At 58.4% G+C, this 20,060-nt stretch carries 19 protein-coding genes and 1 tRNA gene; 5 read left to right on the top strand and 15 right to left on the bottom strand.

All coding sequences use genetic code 11. The annotated features are described in order from the left end of the window. Positions 1-21: 21 nt before the first annotated feature. Together SIC19_RS06855 and SIC19_RS06850 are read right to left on the bottom strand one after the other, a co-directional pair. Positions 22-612 carry a PEP-CTERM sorting domain-containing protein gene (locus SIC19_RS06855; protein WP_036203196.1) on the bottom strand — a complete coding sequence of 197 codons (591 nt, stop codon included), beginning with the start codon at positions 610-612 and terminating at the stop codon, positions 22-24. A gap of 162 nt (positions 613-774) precedes the next feature. Next, positions 775-1,011: a TIGR02647 family protein gene (locus SIC19_RS06850; protein WP_036203201.1), complete on the bottom strand. Its 237-nt coding sequence runs from the start codon at positions 1,009-1,011 to the stop codon at positions 775-777. 110 nt (positions 1,012-1,121) lie between these two features. On the opposite strand from SIC19_RS06850, the gene SIC19_RS06845 reads away from it, so the two are divergent. Then, the gene (locus SIC19_RS06845; protein ID WP_075195717.1) at positions 1,122-1,802 is read left to right on the top strand and encodes a glutathione S-transferase family protein; all 681 of its coding nucleotides are present in this window, start codon (positions 1,122-1,124) and stop codon (positions 1,800-1,802) included. Between the two features lie 34 nt (positions 1,803-1,836). Beyond that, positions 1,837-2,169: a tRNA-binding protein gene (locus SIC19_RS06840; protein ID WP_036203207.1), complete on the top strand. Its 333-nt coding sequence runs from the start codon at positions 1,837-1,839 to the stop codon at positions 2,167-2,169. Positions 2,170-2,186: 17 nt separating this feature from the next. Here SIC19_RS06840 and SIC19_RS06835 read toward each other — a convergent pair. The 4 genes from SIC19_RS06835 to rpsU all read right to left on the bottom strand — a co-directional run bounded on the left by SIC19_RS06835 (position 2,187) and on the right by rpsU (position 6,510). After that, positions 2,187-2,263 (bottom strand) — tRNA-Ile (locus tag SIC19_RS06835). 114 nt (positions 2,264-2,377) lie between these two features. Beyond that, positions 2,378-4,228, bottom strand: a complete 1,851-nt coding sequence (gene rpoD, locus SIC19_RS06830) for an RNA polymerase sigma factor RpoD (protein WP_075195716.1) — start codon at positions 4,226-4,228, stop codon at positions 2,378-2,380. Positions 4,229-4,408: 180 nt separating this feature from the next. Next, complete coding sequence (dnaG, locus tag SIC19_RS06825) at positions 4,409-6,142, bottom strand: DNA primase (protein ID WP_036203211.1); 1,734 nt, start codon at positions 6,140-6,142, stop codon at positions 4,409-4,411. Positions 6,143-6,294: 152 nt separating this feature from the next. After that, positions 6,295-6,510: a 30S ribosomal protein S21 gene (rpsU, locus tag SIC19_RS06820; protein WP_007153483.1), complete on the bottom strand. Its 216-nt coding sequence runs from the start codon at positions 6,508-6,510 to the stop codon at positions 6,295-6,297. 239 nt (positions 6,511-6,749) lie between these two features. Here rpsU and tsaD point away from each other — a divergent pair, with 239 nt between their 5' ends. Then, positions 6,750-7,805 (top strand): tRNA (adenosine(37)-N6)-threonylcarbamoyltransferase complex transferase subunit TsaD, encoded by a 1,056-nt coding sequence (gene tsaD, locus SIC19_RS06815; protein ID WP_075195728.1) that lies wholly within the window; start codon positions 6,750-6,752, stop codon positions 7,803-7,805. Here the strand turns inward: tsaD and plsY are convergent. Next, on the bottom strand, positions 7,802-8,395 hold the full coding sequence (gene plsY / locus SIC19_RS06810; RefSeq protein WP_075195714.1) for a glycerol-3-phosphate 1-O-acyltransferase PlsY: 594 nt from the start codon (positions 8,393-8,395) through the stop codon (positions 7,802-7,804). The genes tsaD and plsY overlap by 4 nt on opposite strands. A 159-nt stretch (positions 8,396-8,554) precedes the next feature. On the opposite strand from plsY, the gene folB reads away from it, so the two are divergent. After that, positions 8,555-8,911 (top strand): dihydroneopterin aldolase, encoded by a 357-nt coding sequence (folB, locus tag SIC19_RS06805; RefSeq protein ID WP_075195713.1) that lies wholly within the window; start codon positions 8,555-8,557, stop codon positions 8,909-8,911. Continuing rightward, positions 8,911-9,429, top strand: a complete 519-nt coding sequence (gene folK, locus SIC19_RS06800; protein WP_075195712.1) for a 2-amino-4-hydroxy-6-hydroxymethyldihydropteridine diphosphokinase — start codon at positions 8,911-8,913, stop codon at positions 9,427-9,429. The genes folB and folK (SIC19_RS06800) overlap by 1 nt, the downstream gene beginning before the upstream one ends. Before the next feature lie 7 nt (positions 9,430-9,436). On the opposite strand, the gene pgi is transcribed toward folK (SIC19_RS06800), so the two are convergent. The 8 genes from pgi to SIC19_RS06760 all read right to left on the bottom strand — a co-directional run bounded on the left by pgi (position 9,437) and on the right by SIC19_RS06760 (position 20,038). Then, positions 9,437-11,101, bottom strand: coding sequence for a glucose-6-phosphate isomerase (gene pgi / locus SIC19_RS06795; RefSeq protein WP_289601039.1), 1,665 nt, complete (start codon positions 11,099-11,101; stop codon positions 9,437-9,439). A 31-nt stretch (positions 11,102-11,132) separates the two neighbouring features. Then, on the bottom strand, positions 11,133-11,981 hold the full coding sequence (gene panC / locus SIC19_RS06790; protein WP_289601040.1) for a pantoate--beta-alanine ligase: 849 nt from the start codon (positions 11,979-11,981) through the stop codon (positions 11,133-11,135). Then, on the bottom strand, positions 11,978-12,772 hold the full coding sequence (gene panB, locus SIC19_RS06785; protein ID WP_289601041.1) for a 3-methyl-2-oxobutanoate hydroxymethyltransferase: 795 nt from the start codon (positions 12,770-12,772) through the stop codon (positions 11,978-11,980). Before panB ends, panC begins: the two co-directional genes overlap by 4 nt. Positions 12,773-12,890: 118 nt before the next feature. Further along, positions 12,891-13,406, bottom strand: coding sequence for a 2-amino-4-hydroxy-6-hydroxymethyldihydropteridine diphosphokinase (gene folK / locus SIC19_RS06780; RefSeq protein WP_036203230.1), 516 nt, complete (start codon positions 13,404-13,406; stop codon positions 12,891-12,893). 3 nt (positions 13,407-13,409) lie between these two features. Continuing rightward, positions 13,410-14,753 carry a polynucleotide adenylyltransferase PcnB gene (gene pcnB, locus SIC19_RS06775; protein ID WP_041332651.1) on the bottom strand — a complete coding sequence of 448 codons (1,344 nt, stop codon included), beginning with the start codon at positions 14,751-14,753 and terminating at the stop codon, positions 13,410-13,412. Between the two features lie 744 nt (positions 14,754-15,497). After that, complete coding sequence (locus tag SIC19_RS06770; protein ID WP_075195710.1) at positions 15,498-16,904, bottom strand: sigma-54-dependent transcriptional regulator; 1,407 nt, start codon at positions 16,902-16,904, stop codon at positions 15,498-15,500. A 7-nt stretch (positions 16,905-16,911) separates the two neighbouring features. Next, a complete protein-coding gene (locus tag SIC19_RS06765) occupies positions 16,912-19,872 on the bottom strand; it encodes an ATP-binding protein (RefSeq protein ID WP_075195709.1) in 2,961 nt (986 codons plus the stop codon). Beyond that, positions 19,862-20,038 carry a hypothetical protein gene (locus tag SIC19_RS06760; protein ID WP_007153470.1) on the bottom strand — a complete coding sequence of 59 codons (177 nt, stop codon included), beginning with the start codon at positions 20,036-20,038 and terminating at the stop codon, positions 19,862-19,864. Before SIC19_RS06760 ends, SIC19_RS06765 begins: the two co-directional genes overlap by 11 nt. Between the last annotated feature and the right edge of the window lie 22 nt (positions 20,039-20,060).

Here is a 20,060-nt window from a genome sequence, read left to right as displayed (position 1 = left end):
TGTGTATTGAAACTCGACGTTTCAGTTCGCGCGGCGTTTTCGACCAACCAGTGTCAGGCCGATGATGCCAATGCCCAGCAGCGCCAGTGAGCCAGGTTCGGGCACGGTAACAGAGCCCTTGCCGTAAAGGCTCACGTGAGACAGGCCATTACCCTTGCCGAAGTACGCCCAGTCTCCAGAGGAGACGAGGGAGTTAAGTTCATAAACGAACCAGTTGTCAGCCTTGTTTCCGCCACCAAATTTGAAGCCGATTGCAATAGTGCTGTATGAGTCCCAAAGGCTGCTATCGAATTCCCAGGTGCCGGTGCTGTCGGTCTGTCCGTACTCCAGATTGTAAAGTGCTGTGGGGTTCCCTGCGTTTTCAGATTTCTCCACAAACTGATAACCCGTTCCTGCGGCGTTGTTAAGAAAAATGTCATTGGCAGGGTTGCCGGTAAAGCTCGGGTTGTTCTTGCCGGACGCCAGGCATGCTGTGGCCTGCGAATCGTCCATCTGCATATAGTTATAGGCATCATCACATTTGATGGGTGCCGCGACAGCATAACCTGACATCAGTAATGCGGATGTCAGCGTTCCAGCCACCAGTGGCCAAAACTTAGTTCTCGTGTTCATTTTTGCTACTCCCGGTGATATTCCTTACTACGGGAGAATCACAGCATTAAAGGTGCCACAGTCCAAAATCATCGTTGTTACCGATACATAGGCAAAGCGCAGTTTCCGACTCGGTTTGATAGTGTAAGAAAAGCTGACATTCCCGGAGTCACGATGCCAGTGTCAACTGGTCAGCACCGATAGCACCTTCTGCGCATGCTCCGCCATTTCACTGCCCAGACTTGTCAGGTAACCGCCATCCTTCTGAGTGATCAGCCCCTTCTGGTGTAGGCGTTCAGCCGCGGTCACCATCTCCGGTGCAGCTGAATGCTGGTGAACCTTGATGCCCTCCTGCGCGGAAGACAGATCGAACATCGCCAGCAGGTTGAGTTCATCAATGTGGTCGGAAGAGAAAGGCATGGTGCGTTCCTTGTGTTATTTTTAATGGTCTTAGTGTAGTTGTATACGAAGCCACGGTATTCGGCAAAACTGATTTCCGGATAAACCACCCCACCTGGATGGAGACAGGGATGTACACCCTTCATATTGCGAACAAGAACTACTCGTCATGGTCGTTACGCCCTTGGGTCCTGATGAAGGAGCTGGGCATTGAGTTTAATGAGCAGCTCATTGTGTTTGGTGATGAGCCCACCTGGCAGGCTTACAGGCGCCTGAGCCCCAGCGGCAAGGTACCCTGCCTCACGGATGAAAGCACAACCGTATGGGACTCGCTGGCCATCATTGAGTATCTGGCCGAGCGTCACGAGGGCGTCTGGCCCAAAAACGTAAAGGCCCGCGCCTGGGCTCGCTGTGCTGCTGCTGAAATGCATTCCGGGTTCCAGTCGCTACGGGATATCTGCAGCATGAACGTGGGCCTGCGTATCCGCATGAACACGGTCAGTGAGGGCCTGCAAAAGGATGTCGACCGCATCGACAGCCTGTGGTCCCATGGCCTGCAGCAGTTCGGTGGCCCGTTCCTCGCCGGTGACCGCTTTAGCGCTGTGGATGCCTTCTTTGCCCCTGTCGTCTATCGGGTACGCACCTACGGGCTGGACCTGAGCGAAGGCGCCGCTGCCTACGTTGAGAGGGTTCTGGCGTTAGGCAGTATGCAGCAGTGGGAAGCCGAATCCCTCGCGGAACCGTGGCGAGACACCGAACACGAGGACATCGCGTTCACCGTCGGCACCTTGCTCGCGGACCACAGACAATAGCCACTTTCTTTAACAGACAGAGGACTCACCAGGCATGATCAGTTGGGAAGACTTTGAGAACGTAGAGCTGCGCATCGGCACCATCATCGAGGTAAACGAATTTCCGGAAGCCCGCAGGCCGGCGTACAAGTTGAAAGTCGATTTCGGCCCGGAAGTGGGCATCCGAAAATCCAGTGCGCAGATTACCGACCTGTACGATCCTGAGACGTTATTGGGTAAACAGGTGCTCGCCGTGACAAACTTCCCGCCAAAACAGATTGGCAAATTTATGTCCGAGTGCCTGGTGACTGGGATCAAGAATGATGAGGGGGCGATAACCCTGGTAAGCACGGATCACAAGGTGAGTAATGGGCAGAGGCTTATCTGAAGGTAAAACTGGGGGAATGGTGGGCCCACCTGGACTCGAACCAGGGACCAAAGGATTATGAGTCCTCTGCTCTAACCAACTGAGCTATAGGCCCTTTTTCAGCGGATGCTGCTTAAAGGTTTGCTTTTTGGGGTGTCGCTTCCGGGCGGGAGCAACAAAGCGGGCGCCATTATACCGGTGAGGGATGGCGCCCGCTACTGTTGTGGTGTTATCCGTTGCCCTGATCGTCAATGAAGCCGCGCAGGTGATCGGAGCGGGAAGGATGGCGCAGTTTGCGCAGGGCCTTGGCTTCGATCTGGCGGATTCGCTCGCGGGTTACGTCAAACTGCTTGCCCACTTCTTCCAGGGTGTGGTCGGTGTTCATTTCGATACCGAAGCGCATGCGCAGCACCTTGGACTCGCGCGCGGTCAGGCCGGAGAGCACGGAGCGGGTAGCTTCGCGCAGGCCTTCAGCGGTAGCGGAGTCAACAGGTGACAGGGCCTGGATATCTTCAATGAAGTCGCCCAGGTGGCTGTCTTCGTCATCACCGATCGGGGTTTCCATGGAGATCGGTTCCTTGGCGATCTTCAGTACCTTGCGGATCTTGTCCTCGGGCATTTCCATGCGCTCGCCCAGCTCTTCCGGCGTGGGCTCGCGGCCCATCTCCTGCAGCATCTGACGGGAGATGCGGTTGAGCTTGTTGATGGTTTCGATCATGTGCACCGGAATGCGGATGGTGCGTGCCTGGTCCGCGATGGAGCGGGTGATGGCCTGACGAATCCACCAGGTGGCGTAGGTGGAGAACTTGTAGCCACGGCGATACTCGAATTTGTCGACCGCCTTCATCAGGCCGATGTTGCCTTCCTGAATCAGATCGAGGAACTGCAGGCCGCGGTTGGTGTACTTCTTGGCAATGGAGATAACCAGACGCAGGTTGGCTTCCACCATTTCCTTCTTGGCACGGCGGGCCTTGGCTTCGCCGATGGAAACGCGGCGGTTGATTTCCTTGATGTCGGAAACGTCCAGGTCCACTTCGGTCTGGATATTGGCAATGCGCTTCTGCAGGCGGACAATTTCGTCGATGCGCTCAGCAATCAGCGGTGCATAGGGCTTTTTGCCCTTGGACATCTTCTCGGCCCAGTCCAGGCTGGTTTCGTTACCGGGGAACGACTTGATGAAATCCTTACGCGGCATCTTGCACTCGCGTACGCAGATTTTCATGATCGCCCGCTCGTTCTCCCGCACCAGATCGTTGGTGGAGCGAACGACGTTCACCAGTTCGTCAAACGCCTTGTTGCCCAGCTTGAACGGGGCAAATACCTGGCCCAGTTCGTTCAGGGCTTCCTGGGTTTTCTTGTGGCCGCGGCCGTGTTTGGCCAGGCTTGCGTCGGCGGCATCGAGCTTTTCTTTCAGCAGCTCAAAACGTAGACGGGTTTCTTCCGGATCCGGACCGCTTTCGGTTTCTTCTTCGCTGTCGTCATCGTCATTATCGTCGTCGGATGAATCGTCCGAGGTGCTGGACGTGTCCGGGGTAGTGTCTTCCTCCATGAACGGCTCGGCGCCGTCGGGGTCGAGGAAGCCGGAGACGATGTCGCTGAGGCGGCCTTCGTTCTCGATGATGCGGTCGTAGGCCTGGATAACGGTACCGGTGATGCCGGGAAAGTGGGCCACGGCGGCCATGACATCGCGGATACCTTCCTCGATGCGCTTGGCAATGACAATTTCGCCTTCGCGGGTCAGCAGCTCCACGGTGCCCATTTCGCGCATGTACATGCGGACCGGGTCCGTGGTGCGGCCAGCGTCGGATTCCACGGCTGCGAGTGCCGCAGCGGCTTCAGCGGCCGCTGCTTCGTCAGCGGTGGAGTCGCCGTCGGTCATCAGCAGCGTGTCTGCGTCCGGTGCCACTTCAGACACCTGGATGCCCATGTCGTTGATCATGCGAATGATGTCTTCGACCTGGTCCGGGTCAGCAATGTCTTCCGGGAGGTGGTCGTTTACCTCGGCGTAAGTCAGGTAACCTTGTTCCTTGCCTCGTGCAATGAGGTCTTTAAGACGTGATTTCTGCGAATTGCCTGACATAGACACCCTGTGAACTCGCTGGTAAAAGGAAAAAAGTGAAACAGCCATTATAGCTGTCGCGCGGTTGCTCTGCCACCGGATGGTTAGATGGTGATCAATACTGCAAGTTTCAAGTGCAGTGCCGTTTCCGGCGGCAGTTATTGCGTTTTTTGGCCCGCCGGCTCTGTTTCCTGGCGCTGGTCAGTCGTCATTCTGTCCGGTCAGTGCCTTCAGCTCCTGCCGCTCTTCAGCGCTAAGGTCTGCCAGGCTACGCTTTTCCGATAGCAGAGACGCCAACCGCTGCTTGCGCGCCACTTCCCGGTTCGGGTTAAGCATTTCCCTGGCGCCAGCCAGGGTCTGTTCCCGTGCGGGGATGTGTTCAATGCCATCGAACAGGCTGTAAAACTGTTCTCTGGCGCGGTTATCCGTTGCCAGTTCGCGGACCAGGGAGCGCCGGTCTTTGATGGCGTGCTCCAGGATCCAGCCGGCGAACTGGCCTGCCTGCCGGTATTGGCGGCTGCTGCGGCAAAGTTCAGCAATTTCGCTGGCCATGTCCGGCGCTTCAAGCAGGGCCAGACAAAGCTGGGTATCCTTGCTGAGTTTTACGTCAATCCGTTGTTCCTGCACCCGGCGTTCGCCGTATCCGCCCTTGCCGTTTGGCTGGCGGCGGTTCTGCCAGTCGCCCCGGTTGTTGCCGCACAGCCGCAGCATTTCATGCCACATGGCATCCCTGAGGGTGCTCCTGGGCATTTTCTTCAGCAGCGGTTCTACCCGTGCCTTCAGCTCACCCCGGTCTTCCGGCAGCGTCAGGTCCAGCCCTTCGCTTTGCCGGTTGAACAGGTAGCGAGACAGGGGCGTGGCGCCGTTGATGCGTTCCTGGAACGCGTCGGGGCCCTCCTTGCGCACCAGTGTGTCCGGGTCTTCACCGTCCGGCATCATCAGGAACTGCAGATGAAGGCCGTCGGTCAGCAATTCCAGAGCATTCTCCAGGGCCTTGTCGGCCGCCCGGTAACCGGCCTGGTCGCCGTCAAAACAGAACACCAGATGCCGTACCTGCTTCAGCAGTGCCGACAGGCTGTCCTGGTTCGTGGCTGTGCCCAGCGTGGCCACGGCAAAGTGGATGCCGTTCTGCGCGAGCGCAATGACATCCATGTAGCCTTCCACCACCAGCAGCCTGTCGAGTTGGCGGATCGACTGTTTGGCTTCATAAAGGCCGTAGATTTCGCGGCTTTTATGGAACACATCAGACTCCGGAGAGTTGATGTACTTGGCCTTGTCATCACCCAGTGTGCGCCCGCCGAACGCAATGGTCCGACCGCGACTGTTGCGGATCGGAAACATCACCCGGTTGCGGAACAGATCCCGTGGCCGGCCATACTTGTCGGAGACCGTGCCGGTTTCAACCAATGGCCCCTGCAGGTCCTTGCTGGCGCTATCGAACAGGGCGGTGCCGGTGCCAGGGGCGTAGCCCAGCTGGTACTGTTCAATAATGCTGTCGTCCAGGCCTCTCTGTTTGAGGTAGTCCCGGGCGAATTCACCTTGTTGGCCCTTCAGGGCGGACTGATAGAAGCGGCTGGCGTAATCCAGGGCGTCCGTCAGTGTTCGCGCCTGCTGCATTTCCTGGCGCGCGCTCTGGTCGTAGGGCACTTCCATGCCGGCTCGGCGGGCCAGTTCCTCTACCGCGTCGGTAAAGCCCAGGCCATCGAACTCGCGGACAAAGCTGATGGCATCGCCGTGGGCGCCACAGCCAAAACAGTGGTAAAAGCCCTTGTCCGGCCGAACGTTGAAAGACGGCGTTTTCTCATCATGGAAGGGGCAGCGGGCCTTGTAGTTGCCGCCGGCCTTTTTCAGGGTGATACGTGATCCGATCAGCTCCGCCAGGTCTATCCGGTCGAGCAGGTCTTCAACAAAGCGTTGCGGGATCAGTCCACTCATGATGTCTCCGGTCGCGCGGAAAGTGCCGGGCCTGGAAGTACAGCCAAAAATGCCGCCGAAGCCAGGCCTCGGCGGCATTTTGGTATCGCTCTGTGCAACCTGCGGCTATACAGGCGATTATAGGCTTGCAGTCAAGCGGCGTCCGGTAAAGCTTAGTACAGACGCTCGAACTTGCGCTGTTCCCGCTGAAGCTTCTTGAGATGACGCTTGACGGCTGCGGCTGCCTTGCGCTTGCGCACGGCTGTCGGCTTCTCGTAGTGCTCACGGCGACGTACTTCCGACAGAACGCCTGCTTTCTCGCAGGAGCGCTTGAAGCGACGAAGGGCTACGTCAAACGGTTCATTCTCTTTCACTTTAACAGCTGGCATTCGAAAATCACCTACCTGATTGATTCGGTTTCTGTTTTGTCTGATCGACCGGTCTGTCAGATCGACTCGATACCTGGTCAGATTGGCTAAAACTCGACCAGTGCGTATTTAAGGCCGGCAATGATAGCGCCTGCCCATGGCCGAGGTCAATGTTTGTTCGATGAAACTGACGGAGGGTTTCGGGTTTCTGCTAAAATGCTCCGCTGATGTTCACCAGTCCGGAGTTGTGGCCCTTATTTATGCTGATTCTCGGTATTGAAACCTCCTGTGATGAAACCGGCGTTGCCCTCTATGACAGCGAACGCGGGCTGCTGGCGCATGCGTTGTTCAGCCAGATTGATATGCACGCGGATTACGGCGGTGTGGTGCCGGAGCTGGCCTCCCGCGACCATGTCCGCAAACTGCTGCCGCTGTGTGATCAGGTGCTTGCCGATGCCGGCAGGGTTCGCGCTGATATCGAAGGCATTGCCTACACCGCCGGTCCCGGTCTGGTGGGAGCGCTGATGGTAGGTGGTTCTGTGGCCCATGCCCTGGGATTTGCTCTGGGTGTGCCGGTGCTGGGTGTCCATCACATGGAGGGTCATCTGTTGGCGCCAATGCTGGAAGACAATCCCCCGGCGTTTCCTTTTGTTGCCCTGCTGGTTTCCGGCGGCCATACCCAGTTAGTGCTGGTTAAGGGCATTGGCGAGTATGAAATGCTGGGTGAGTCTGTGGACGATGCCGCCGGCGAGGCCTTCGATAAAACCGCCAAGATGCTGGGGCTGGATTATCCCGGCGGGCCCAGGGTGGCGGCGCTGGCTGAAAAGGGCACGTCTGGCCGGTATCGGTTCCCGCGCCCGATGACAGACCGGCCGGGGCTGGATTTCAGTTTTAGTGGCTTGAAGACGTTTACCCTCAATACGGTAACTGCGGCAGAACGTGCTGGGGGGCTGGATGACGAGACCCGAGCCGATATTGCCCTGGCCTTCGAGGCAGCGGTGGTGGATACACTGACCATCAAATGTCGCCGTGCCCTGGAGCAGACCGGTTGCAAGCGCTTGGTGATTGCCGGCGGCGTTAGCGCCAATAAGCGGTTGCGTGCCGGGCTTGAGAAAATGACTGAGAAACTTCGTGCCGCCGTGTTCTACGCACGCCCTGAGTTCTGTACGGATAATGGCGCCATGATTGCTTACGCGGGTTGTCAGCGTATGAACTCAGGCCAGCAGGATGGCGATCGAATTGTGGCAGTGCCGCGCTGGCCGATGAATACACTGCCACCGGTTGGCGAACCACGGACGAATGGGCTGGTGGACTAGAAGCCCGGTTCCCGGCCCTGGGCCATACGGATTAGATTGTTGCGGTGACGTACCACAATCAGGATGGCCAGCAGGCCGAACAGTGGCAGGGTGTCGGGTTCGATCAGGGCACTGATGATGGGGCCGCTGACAATGGCCACAATCGAAGCCAGCGCCGAAATTTTCCAGCGCCACATCACCAGGGCCCAGATGGCGGCGAGTAGAAGCGTGGTCGCTGGAGCCAGCGCAAGCCCGGCGCCCAGTGCCGTCGCCACGCCTTTTCCACCCTTGAATCGATAGAACAACGGAATCATGTGCCCGGTCACCGCGCACAGCGCCACAATGGCCTGGGAAAGGATGGTCAGGTCTGCCTGGTGGGCAAACCACACCGGAAGCCAGCCCTTGGCGGCATCCAGGAATAACGTCAGTGCCGCTGGCGGCCATCCGCCGGTACGGTAGACATTGGTGGCGCCGGGGTTCCCGGAGCCCTGGGCGCGTGGGTCTGGAAGATGCCAGGCGCGACAGACCGGCAGTGCAAACAGCATCGAGCCCGCCAGGTAGGCCAGGGCGCACAGTAGAACGGTCAGTACCGGGTCACTCAGATAGCTCATCGGTGGCGATCATTGGCAAAGTGAAAAAGACGCAAAGACGCGTACTGGTCATTTGTGAGAAAATGCCGGCCCCGCGACGAAGCAGGTCAGATTTTACACAGTATCCGCTGCCTGCGCGTTATTCAATCAGCAAAGAGTGTAAGCCCGGGAGTGCCTCCGTTGACAGATAGTGTACTGATCGAAGGTCTGGCCGTTGAGGCAATCATCGGCGTGTACGACTGGGAGCGGGAAGTCAGTCAGCGACTGTTGGTAGACCTGGAGATGGCCTGGGATAACAGGGCACCGGCGGCGTCGGATGATGTCAGTGATGCTCTGAACTACGCTTTGGTCAGTGAGCGGGTCTCAGACTACCTTGTCGAGGCTCGCCCCCAATTGCTGGAAACCGCTGCGGAAGGCATTGCCGGTTTGCTACAGAGTGAATTCAACGTGCGCTGGGTCAAGTTGACCCTTCGTAAGCCAGGCGCCGTTCCGGCTGCAGCAGCCGTGGGTGTAAGGATTGAACGGGGGAGCCTCTGATGGCGCGGGTGTATATCAGTATCGGTAGTAACATTGACCGCGAGCGCTATATCACTGCGGCGCTGGATGCACTGGCTGGCTGGTTTGACGAACCGCTTATCTCATCTGTCTACGAGAGCGAGTCGGTCGGTTTTGATGGCTCGCCCTTCTACAATCTGGTGGTGGGCGTCGATACCGACCTGAGCGTGGCCGAGCTGTCGGCCCGCTTCAAGCAACTTGAGGCGGACAATGGTCGACGGCGGGATGTGCCAAAGTTCAGTCCCCGAACACTGGACCTGGATATTCTCACCTACGATCACGAGGTGGGCCGGGTCGATGGTGTCGAGCTGCCCCGGGGCGAGATCCTGAAAAACGCCTTCGTGCTGTTGCCACTGGCGGAAATTGCGCCGACCGCCGTTCATCCGGTCTGCGGCGAGCGTTACCAGGCGCTGTGGCAGGCCTATGACCGTGACCAGAAATTGTGGCCGGTGGACTTTACCTGGCGGGGCCGGCGCATCTCGCAGGCCGCTGCCCGATAAAGGGACTTTACGCCCCGTGATGTGAGCGGTATATCTGGATCAGGCTGGCCGTTGAGCTGTCGATGGCCTCGTCGCCTTCGGCAGTATCGCCGGTCAGGCGGTCCAGTATGCCCTTGCCCATCTGTTTCCCCAGTTCCACGCCCCACTGATCGAACGAATCCACATCCCAGATAATGCCCTGCACAAAGGTACGGTGTTCATAGAGAGCGATCAGCGCGCCGACGGTTTCCGGCGTCGATTTCTCCATCAGCAGGGTATTGCTGGGTTTGTTGCCGGGAATCACCTTGTGAGGCGCCAGTTTGTCGATCTCTCCAGAGCTCATGCCTTCGGCTTTCAGTTCCGCTTTGGCTTCGTCCAGGGTCTTGCCGGACATCAGAGCTCGTGACTGGCTCAGGCAGTTGGCAAACAGCGTAACGTGGTGACTGGCGACCGGGTTGTGGGTCTCCAGAGGAATAATGAAGTCCGCCGGAATCAGGCGTGTGCCTTGATGCAGTAGTTGGTGGAAGGCGTGTTGGCCGTTGGCTCCCACGCCGCCCCAGATCACCGGGCCGCTTTGGTAAGTTAGCGGCTCACCGCCCTGGGTCACGCTCTTGCCGTTACTTTCCATGTCCAGTTGTTGCAGGTGCGCGGGCAGGCTGCGGAGGTAATGGTCGTAGGGCAGGATGGTGTAGGTTTCCGCGCCCCAGAAGTTGTTGTACCAGACCCCCAGCATGGCTATGACCACAGGCAGGTTCTGCTCCAGTGGCGCAGTATGGAAATGTTGGTCCATGGCATTGGCGCCGGAGAGCAGGGCACGGAAATTCTCCATGCCGATGGTCAGTGCCACGGGCAGGCCGATGGCAGACCACAGTGAGTAGCGTCCGCCCACCCAGTCCCACATCGGGAAGATGTTGTCTTCGGAGATGCCGAAGTTAACGGCTTCCGGCGTATTGGCGGTAACCGCAACGAAGTGCTTCGCGATCTGGTCTTCGCTACCGCCGTTGTCCAGGAACCAGTCCCGGGCCACCTTGCTGTTCTCCAGAGTTTCCTGGGTACGGAAGGATTTGGACTGGATCAGGAACAGGGTGGTTTCCGGGTTGACCCGGCGCAGTACCTCGGCCATCTGGGTGCCGTCGATGTTGGCGACGTAGTGGCTCTTCAGCTGGCCGTGCCAGTAGGGGCGAAGGGCTTCTGATACCAGTTTGGGGCCGAGGAAGGAGCCGCCAATGCCAATACTGACCACATCCGTAAAGGCCTTGCCGGTATGTCCCTGCCAGCGCTTGCTAAGCACGTCGTCTACGAACTGCGCCATGCGATTCAGCGTGCGTTCCACTTCCGGTGCGATGTCGGTGCCGTCAACGTGGATGGAAGCGCCGCTGGTGTCCCGCAGGGCGATGTGCAGTGCCGGGCGCTTTTCAGTGACATTGATGTGGTCGCCACGAAACATGGCTTCGATTCGCTCCGGTACACCACATACCCTGGCCAATGCCATCAGCTTTGCCAGGGTGTCATCGGTCATGCGGTTGCGGGAGTAATCCAGCGACAGGCCGCCGCCGCGAATGAAAAAACGGCTGGCCCGGTCCGGGTCGCCGCTGAAAAGCTCCCTCATATGGGTGCTTTCCAGTTCCGCCTGATGTGTCTTCAGCGCCTGCCACTCGGGCCGGCTGGTGAGTGGTACAGAGCCCTGGGACATTGTGGAATCCTTTCTGTCAGTGGGTGTCGGATCAGCGGGTAATCGACAGATTGTCGATCAGCCGTGTGGTGCCCAGAAACGCTGCCACCAGTAGAGTCAGTTCGGTGTCGTCGGCGCTGGCCGGTTTCAGGGTCTGGCTGTTGGCGATGTTGAAGTAATCTGGCCGTAGCCCCGCTTTACTGAGGGCATCATTGGCCTCCTGGGACAGCATTGTAAAATCGGTCCGACCTTTATGAATTTGTTCTGCGGTATTTTTCAGCGTCTGATAGACGGCCGGCGCAGAGGCGCGTTCATCCTCCGTGAGAAATCCATTGCGAGAGCTCTTCGCCAGGCCGTCCTCTTCGCGAATGGTCGGGCCGCCGATGACTTCCACCGGTATCATCAGGTCCTGAGTCAGTTTGCGAATCACGGCCAACTGTTGGTAATCCTTCTCGCCAAATACCGCGATATCCGGCTGCACCATGTTGAACAGCATGGTAACCACCGTGGCTACGCCCTCGAAATGTCCGGGACGACTGGCGCCGCAATGGCCCTCACTGACTTCCGGAACAACAATGCGGGTGTGCCGGGCCAGTCCCTCGGGATAGATCTCTTCATTGGAAGGGGCGAACACCAGGGTGCTGCCTGCAGCCTCAAGCCGTTCCTGATCTTCAATCAGTGTGCGGGGATAGGTGTCCAGGTCTTCCGTGGCGCCGAACTGCATCGGGTTCACGAAAATACTGGTCACGACAATGTCGGCTGCTTCACGGGCTTTTCTGACCAATGAAATATGCCCGTCATGCAGGTTGCCCATGGTGGGAACCAGTCCAATACGTTTCCCTTGCTGGCGATAGCTGCGCAGCATGGCACGGAGTTCTTTAAGCGTATGTACGGTTCTCATGCCTTGAACGTATGCTCCTCGGCGGGGAATGAGCGGTCGCGAACAGCGGCCACATAGGCTTCGATGGCGCCTTTGACAGAACCGGACTCCGCCAGGAAATCCTTTACGAAGCGCGCTTTTCGGCCGGTGACCATGCCCAGCATATCGTGGACAACCAGTACCTGGCCGTCGGTGTCTGCGCCAGCACCAATGCCGATCACCGGCGCTTGTACGGCCTGGGTGATCCTGGCCGCCAGCGGCGCAGGTACGCATTCCAGCAGGATGACATCGGCCCCGGCGGCCACCAGTTCACAGGCGTGTTCAATCATCAGTTCGGCGTGCTTTTCGTCCCGACCCTGGACCTTGTAGCCGCCAAACTTGTTGACGAATTGCGGGGTCAGGCCCAGATGGGCGCATACCGGCACGCCGCGTTCGCTCAGGGCGTGGATGGTGTCTTTCATCCAGTCGGTGCCTTCCAGCTTGACCATGTGAGCACCGGCGCGCATCAGCTCGGCGGCGTTCTCCAGGGCGGCCTCGGTGGTACCGTAGGTCATGAACGGCATGTCGGCCATGATCAGCGAGCCCCGGTTGCCTTTGGCTACGGACGACACGTGGTACACCATCTGATCCATGGTCACGGGGAGTGTGCTGTCGTGCCCCTGAAGCACCATGCCAAGAGAGTCGCCAATCAGGATAACATCAACGCCGGCCTCACTGACGATTTGAGCAAAGGTGGCATCGTAGGATGTCAGAACGGAGAAAGCTTCGCCCTTCTGCTTGTAATCGCGCAGAGTATTGATGGTAACAGCCATAGAATCCTTGCCTTGTGGGTGGATGGGCCAGACCGGGCCGGGTGTATGCCGGCATCCAGGCCTTTAGGGTAATCCGGGGGTGTGTTTGTGGCAATAGCCGCACGCCAAGCCGTTGGTCTCAGCCGGGCGGGAAAGGTGCCCGTTCCACCGGATTGAGTTTTTGCAGGTTGTTGTCAGGGCATTGTTGTCGCAGTTGCGCGATGGTGCGGCCGTCTGGCAGTGCCAGTCCGGGCTCCAGGTCCAGTAACGGCTGCAAGACAAAGTCGCGGTTGGCGAGTTCGGCGTGGGGTACGGTCAGGCGTTCGCTGGCGATGGTTTCATTGCCATAGAGGAGCAGGTCCAGATCCAGGGTTCTCGGCCCCCAGTGCTGTATGCGTTCGCGGCCATGAGCCTGTTCAATGGCCTGTAGCTGGTCGAGCAGTTCCAGGGCGGAAAGTTCCGTGCGTAACCAGGCTGCGCCGTTTACGAAATCGGGCTGGTCCTGCGGGCCCACCGGCTTACTGCGATAAAAAGGGGACTGGGCCACCAGTTCAGTTTCCGACAGCGCAGCCAGCCGGGCCACGGCACCGGCCAGTTGCGCGGAAGGGTCAGCCTGATTGCTGCCGAGCCCGATAAAAACATCCGTGGCCGTCATTGGTCAGGCCTTTTTTGCGGGCTTCTTGCGGCGGCGTTTCTTGGGGCCGTCACTGCCCAGTTGTGTCAACATACGTTCCTGGCCGCGCTCGTCCGTTTCCTGGAATTCCGTCCACCACTGGCCCAGTCCGGGTTCGATTTCGCCCGAGGCTTCCCTTACCAGCAGGAAGTCATAGGCGGCCCGGAAGCGGGGGTGGGACATGGTGGCGAATGCGCGCTTACCCTGGCGACGTGGCAGGCGCATCTGCAGTTCCCAGATCTCCTTCATCGGGCCGGAGAAGCGCTTGGGGATCGAGGTGGCCTGAACCTGTCGGCCGATCACCTTGGCGATGGCCATGTGCAATGCCGGTTGTACCGGCTCCCCATTATCCTGGCGTTTCCGCCATTCCGCCTGCAGGGCTGGCCAGAGCATGGCCGCAAACAGGAAGTAGGGCGTTACTGACTTGCCCTGAGCGATGCGGGCATCGGTATTTCGCAGGGCCTTGCGGATCAGTTCATCCGGCTCGCCGTTGTTGATGGCCTGCACCGTCTCCGGGAACAAAGGCGCCAGCAGGTTGTATTCGCTGAGCAGGTCGTAAGTGGCTTCACCGAAACCTGCGGAGAACAGCTTAAGCACTTCTTCGAACAGGCGAGCTGGCGGAATGTGCGTGAGCAGTGGTGCCAGTTCCCGGATCGGGGCTTCGGTGTCGGGTTCGATATCGAAGCCCAGCTTGGCGGCGAAGCGTACGGCGCGGAGCATACGTACCGGGTCTTCCCGGTAGCGGGTTTCCGGGTCACCAATCAGGCGCATCTGACGGTTTTCCAGGTCTTCAATGCCGTTTGCGAAATCCACCACGGTGAAGTCGCGGATGCAGTAATAGAGGGCATTCACGGTGAAGTCCCTGCGCAAGGCGTCTTCTTCCAGATTGCCGTAGACGTTATCCCGCAGCAGCAGGCCATGCTCGCTGGTTCTGCGGTCATCGTCGTCGTCATCTTCCTGCGCTTCTGCCGCATTTCCGCGAAAGGTGGTGACCTCAATGACTTCCCGGCCGAACAGGACGTGAACAATGCGGAAGCGCCGGCCAATCAGCCTGGAGTTGCGGAACAGGTCATGCACCTCTTCCGGCGTGGCGTTGGTGGCGATATCAAAATCCTTGGGTTTGCCGCCAAGCAGTATGTCGCGAACACCACCGCCCACCAGATACGCTTCGTAACCGGCATTGTTCAGCCGGCTGAGCACTTTCTTGGCGGGCTCGCTGATGAATGAGCGGGAGACGTTATGCTGGTCCCGGGGTATATCCTGACGTTGATAGGTTCGGGCTTTTTTCTTCCCGTTTCCTGACACGTATGACAATAGTCGTTTAAGCATTGAATTCCGTTATTGCGCTGAGCAAAAGCGAGAGTTTAACGGTTTGGACGGGATTTGCACACGTTTGGCGACACAAGCTGGTGAAAACAACCAAAGGAAGGGCGTAAATGGTCGGTTTGAAAAATGGTTGGGCCAGATAATCAAAAGGCGGATTCGTTTACACGAACCCGCCCTGAAAGCGTTGACGATCTGCATTGTTTTTGTTTTTACCGGGATTTTTCTTCGTTTTTCTACCCCACTGTCAATCCCCAAGTTCAGGGATTCCAGGAGTGCAAACGGAAAGCTTTGAATACACAGAGCAGTCAGAGACATCGGGCAAGTCATTGGGTAAATGCAGTGCCGCCTGGAAGACGATTCTTCTCTACATCTACAACTCGCACGTGCCGTGGGACCACTAAAAAGCAAAGTACCCAAAACACTCAGTTCGCTCACGTTCTGTTTTTGTTTTTGTTACCGAACGTCTTCTACAGCTTTTTGTTCTTGTTGTTGGCGCTGCGTTGTCACTGTTGTTTTTGTTGTTGTGCGCCCTATAGACTGCAGTCCGTGTGCCAGTTTTTGAAAACTGTTTATTAACAGTAGGTTAGTATTATCGGTCTATTTGAGAAGGTGGATCGTAAGACTTAAGTGTTACTGAGGTCGCGTTTTTTAGATCTGGGGTGTTACCGTCAGGAACACTGGGTAACAACTGAGCTCAGGTTCACACTTTCCCGGTAACAATGCTTGTTGAGGGGTACCGGAAAAGTATCAGTTCCCCGAACTTTTCTTTCGTGGGATGCCCAGGCGTTGCCGCCTCTCCCACAGAGATTTACGGCTGATCCCCAGCTTTTGGGCCAGCTCGGTTTCACTCATGCGATCCTGGTTTTCCAGCACAAAGTGTTGGAAATAATCCTCAAGGGAGAGATCACTGGTGGCCTCGGCTTCCCGGGAGGGCGCCTGCTCGTTGTTGCCGTCCACCAGGGTTTCGGGAATGCTGACATCGCCACCTTCACCGTCCAGATCCAGCAGTGACGGGGTGATCAGGTCGTTGTCGCAGAGGATGGTGGCGCGCTCGATGGCATTTTCCAGCTCCCTGACGTTGCCGGGCCAGCGGTGTCGTTCCAGCGCGCGCATGGCCTCTGGTGTCAGGTTCAGGCCGGGTTTGTTCATTTTCTCGCCCTGGCGTTGCAGGAATCGCTGGGCCAGGCCAAGAATATCCGACTGTCTCTCCCGCAGCGGCGGTATGCGAACCTGCATGACGTTCAGTCGGTAAAACAGGTCTTCGCGGAACCCACCCGTCCGTGTCATAGCCTTCAGGTTACGGTGAGTGGCAGCAATCATTCGCACATCCACCTGGCGGCTCTGGGTGGAGCCCACCTTGCGAATCTCGCCTTCCTGCAACACTCGTAGCAGACGGGCCTGGGCCTCGGCGGGCAATTCGCCGATTTCGTCCAGGAACAGGCTGCCGCCGTCGGCCGCTTCGATCAGGCCGGTCCGGGCCGATACCGCCCCGGTAAATGACCCCTTTTCATGACCGAACAGCTCTGACTCGATCAGACTTTCCGGGATGGCGGCGCAGTTTACGGAAATAAGCGGTCTGGCGGCCCGGGGGCTCATCAGGTGAAGCGCACGAGCAGCCAGTTCTTTGCCAGTCCCGGATTCGCCCTGGATCAGCACCGTGGTTTCCGTCGGTGCCACCTTGCGTATCAGGGTGAACACCTTCTGCATGGCATCGCAGTGACCGAACATAATGCTGGCCGGGTCGCTGTCCGGTGCACCCGCATCTGCCTGCTCCGATGATGGCTGAGCAGAGGGTGAAGTCTGGGGTTTTCTGGCGAGAATGCCCTCTACGGCTTCCAGCATTTCATCGTGGTCGAAGGGTTTGGCAATGTACTCCACGGCACCCATCTTCATTGAATCCACGGCAGAGCGGAGACTGGCGTAGCTGGTCATGATCAATACCGGGGTGTCCGGTGCGCGCCGTATCAGCTCCGTCCCGGCTGCGCCGGGCAGCCGAAGATCGGAGATGATCAGGTCGAAATCGCTGGGGTCGTGGTTGTCTTCGGCTTCTTCCACGGAGCCGGCGTCGGCAACCTCATAACCGGCGTGCTGGAGCAGCTTGCGAACCGCTGAACGGATAATCTCTTCGTCTTCTACAATCAGAATGCGAGGCATAACGCGTTTACGACCCTTCGTTCTGGCTGGTGGTGATTCCGGTGTCCGGCTCGTAGGCCGGCAACCTCATGCGCACACAGGTTCCCCGGCTGGAGTTATCGCCAGCTGGGCTGTCCACTTGAATGTTGCCGTAGTGTTCTTCGATGATGCTGTACACCAGTGACAGGCCCAGGCCTGTTCCCTTATTGGGGGCCTTGGTGGTGTAAAAAGGCTCGAAGATATGGTCCAACTGATCTTTCGGTATGCCGGACCCTTCGTCGGTGACCTCGATAATAGCGGAGTAGCCGTCGCGGTTTCCACTGATACGCACTTCTCCACCAATGGGCGAGGCGTCCCGGGCGTTCGCCAGCAGGTTGATAAACACCTGCACCAGCCGTTGTTCATCCCCCAGGATGGTCAGCTCATCCGGGCATTCATTACGGTAATGAATGCCCATGCCCTTGTCACTGAGGGAGAGCAGGTTGATGGATTCGTTTACGCAGCGCTGTATATCCACCGGCTCGTAGCGGTTGGCGTGAGCATGGTTTCCGGTACGGGCAAAGTTCATCAGCGACTGCAGGATGGTGGAAATCCTCCGGGTTTGCTGCTGTATCTGATCCGCCGTGGACAGAATGTCCGGGTCGTCGGTTTCCAGCTTCAGGTTCTGGGCCAGGGAGGAGATGCCAGTGACCGGGTTACCGATTTCGTGGGCGACACCGGCGGCCAGTCGGCCTACGGAGGCCAGCCGCTCGCTGTGCATCAGTTCGTCTTCCAGCAGGCGGGTTTCCGTCTGGTCTTCCACCAGGATGATGCTGCCACCTTCGGTGTGATCGGGGCCACTCAAGGCTGCCTTGTGCAGATTGAGCCAGTGGGGGCGGCCTTTCAGGTCCAGGCGGTGTTTGTACCGGTGCAGGTCCTCACCGCTGTTGAAGTCGTCCAGCAGCAGATGCCAGTGCTCGGGCAGGGCCATCAGTCGGGCACCGACCACGTCGTCAGCCGTGATGCCGGTGAGGGCTTCCATGGCGTTGTTCCACATGAGTATCTCGCCGTCGTCACCCACAGAGCAGGCGGGAATGGGGAGGTTCTGAAGGGTTTGACGGTAATGGCGCCGCAGGTTGTCGAGTTCCCCAGCCAGCCCGGTCAGGCGGTTCTGGTAATCCCCCAGGGCTCGTTCGACATAGCGTATATCCTGTGCGGTGCCGCCGCTGGCCATGGGTTTGTAGCCCAGGTGCCGTTTGACCAGATCACGGGCGACGGCGGGGCCCAGCAATCCTGAAAGGTTTACTTCCACGCGGTCGCGCAAGCGCCGAAGTTGATAAGGCCGATATTCAACGTTGGGTAGTTTGAGCTGGGTAAGGGCTTTTTCGACTTCCCGTCTTGCAACTCCCAGCCCCAACGGAACCGCGAGCTGGCGGGTGAAGTCCGCGGATGAGGTTGCCAGCAACTCCCTGCGCTGGGGGCGGGAAAGTGCGCCCAGGGAGCAAGCCTGGGCAGCTCCGGTTTCTTCGGCGGAACTGGTGCTCAGTACTGAAATCAGGGTGAATATGGTGACATTCACCGTCAGGCTAACGAAGGTGAAGATGTGCCAGTTGCTGTAGTCCGGCACTAGGGGAGCCCCGATGAAATCCAGCAGGTTGGCGGTATGGGAGAACGGCAACACCAGGGTAACCACCCAAATGACCAGGCCGGAGATCAGTCCGGCGATCAGGCCACGGCGATTGCCTTCGGGCCAATAGATCACACCGAGGGCACCGGGAAGCAACTGAAGCATGCCTGATAGTGAAATGGCACCAAGGATCGACAGGTCCAGGTTCTTACCCAGGGTTTCATGGAACAGCAGCGCGGTGAAGATGATGGCGGCGATGAGCAGGCGCTTGACCCACTTCAGCCAGTGGTAGATGTCACCGTGGTCCTTGGGGGTCCGTAATGGAAGCACCGCGTGGTTCAGTACCATGCCCGCCAGTGCCAGGGTGCTGACGATCATCAGGCCGCTGGCGGCGGACAGGCCGGCAATGTACATCATCAATGTCAGCGCTGGACTGCCGAGGGCCTGGGCGGTGCCGATGGCGTAGAAGTTCGGTCCCGTGGTGGCGGCCAGCGCCTGGCCCCCCCAGAGAATCAGAGGGATCGGCAGGCCGAGCAGCAGCAGGTAAAGGGGCAATCCCCAGCTCGCCTTTGCAAGGGCCTTGGGCGACGGATTCTCACTGAACGTCATGTGGTACATGTGGGGAAGCACCAGGGCGCCGGCGAAAGACATCAGCATCAAGGCACGCCAACTGCCGTCGTCAATGCTCATGGTCATAGTGCTCACCGGGGTGCTCTGGTCCGCCAACCAGGTTTCCAGCCCCGACATGCCATCGAATACGCCAAACAGGATGACTCCACCAAGGGTCAGCAGGGAAAAGAGTTTCACCAGGGAGTCAAAGGCAATGGCTAAAACCAGGCCCTGGTGATTCTCGGAACCCTGACTGCGACGGGTGCCGAACAGCATGGCAAACAAAACCACGATAATGCTGAAAAGCACACTGATGAGTTGGGGCGACGTGTCCGGCGCTAACAGGCTGGCAGACGTGGATACCGCCTGGATCTGCATGCTCAGCAGGGCCAGTATGGCGGTGCCGGAACAGATGGTCACCAGCGTGCCCGCCCACTGGCTTCGATACCGGTAGGCGAACAGGTCGGCAAGAGAAGTGAGCTGATAGGCGCGGCCAATCCGCATCACCGGGTTGAGCAGAACCGGCGCCAGCAGAAAGGCACCGCTGATGCCCAGGTAGTAGGCCAGGAAGCCAAACCCAGATTCAGCGGCCATGCCTACCGCGGCGTATACGGCCCAGATGCCGGCGTAGACGCCAAGACTAAGCGTGTAGACAAGGGGGTGTCTGATCCAGCTGCGGGGCAGCGCGCCTTTTTCGGTCACCCACGCAATACCGAAGAGCAGGACCAGGTATAACAGGCTGGCCAGTAATAGGCTGGGTGCGCTAAAACTCATTGGGATCCCGTCGCCATTCCAGCCAGAAGCCGATGGCAATCAGGCCGGCCCAGATTACGTAGGGGCTGTACCAGGCATTCCCAGGTGACGTCCACCAGTCAAGAATGTTGGGAGAGAATATGTAGATGGCCAGAACCAGAAGGAAGACCAGACGGTAGATATACATCAGGCATGATATCCGCACTGTC

The sequence above is a fragment of the Marinobacter sp. MIT930201 genome (assembly GCF_047122665.1).
GTDB classification, from domain to species: domain Bacteria; phylum Pseudomonadota; class Gammaproteobacteria; order Pseudomonadales; family Oleiphilaceae; genus Marinobacter; species Marinobacter salarius.
Note: the sequence above shows the minus strand (reverse complement) of the source record. Positions and strands in the feature narration are given on the sequence as shown.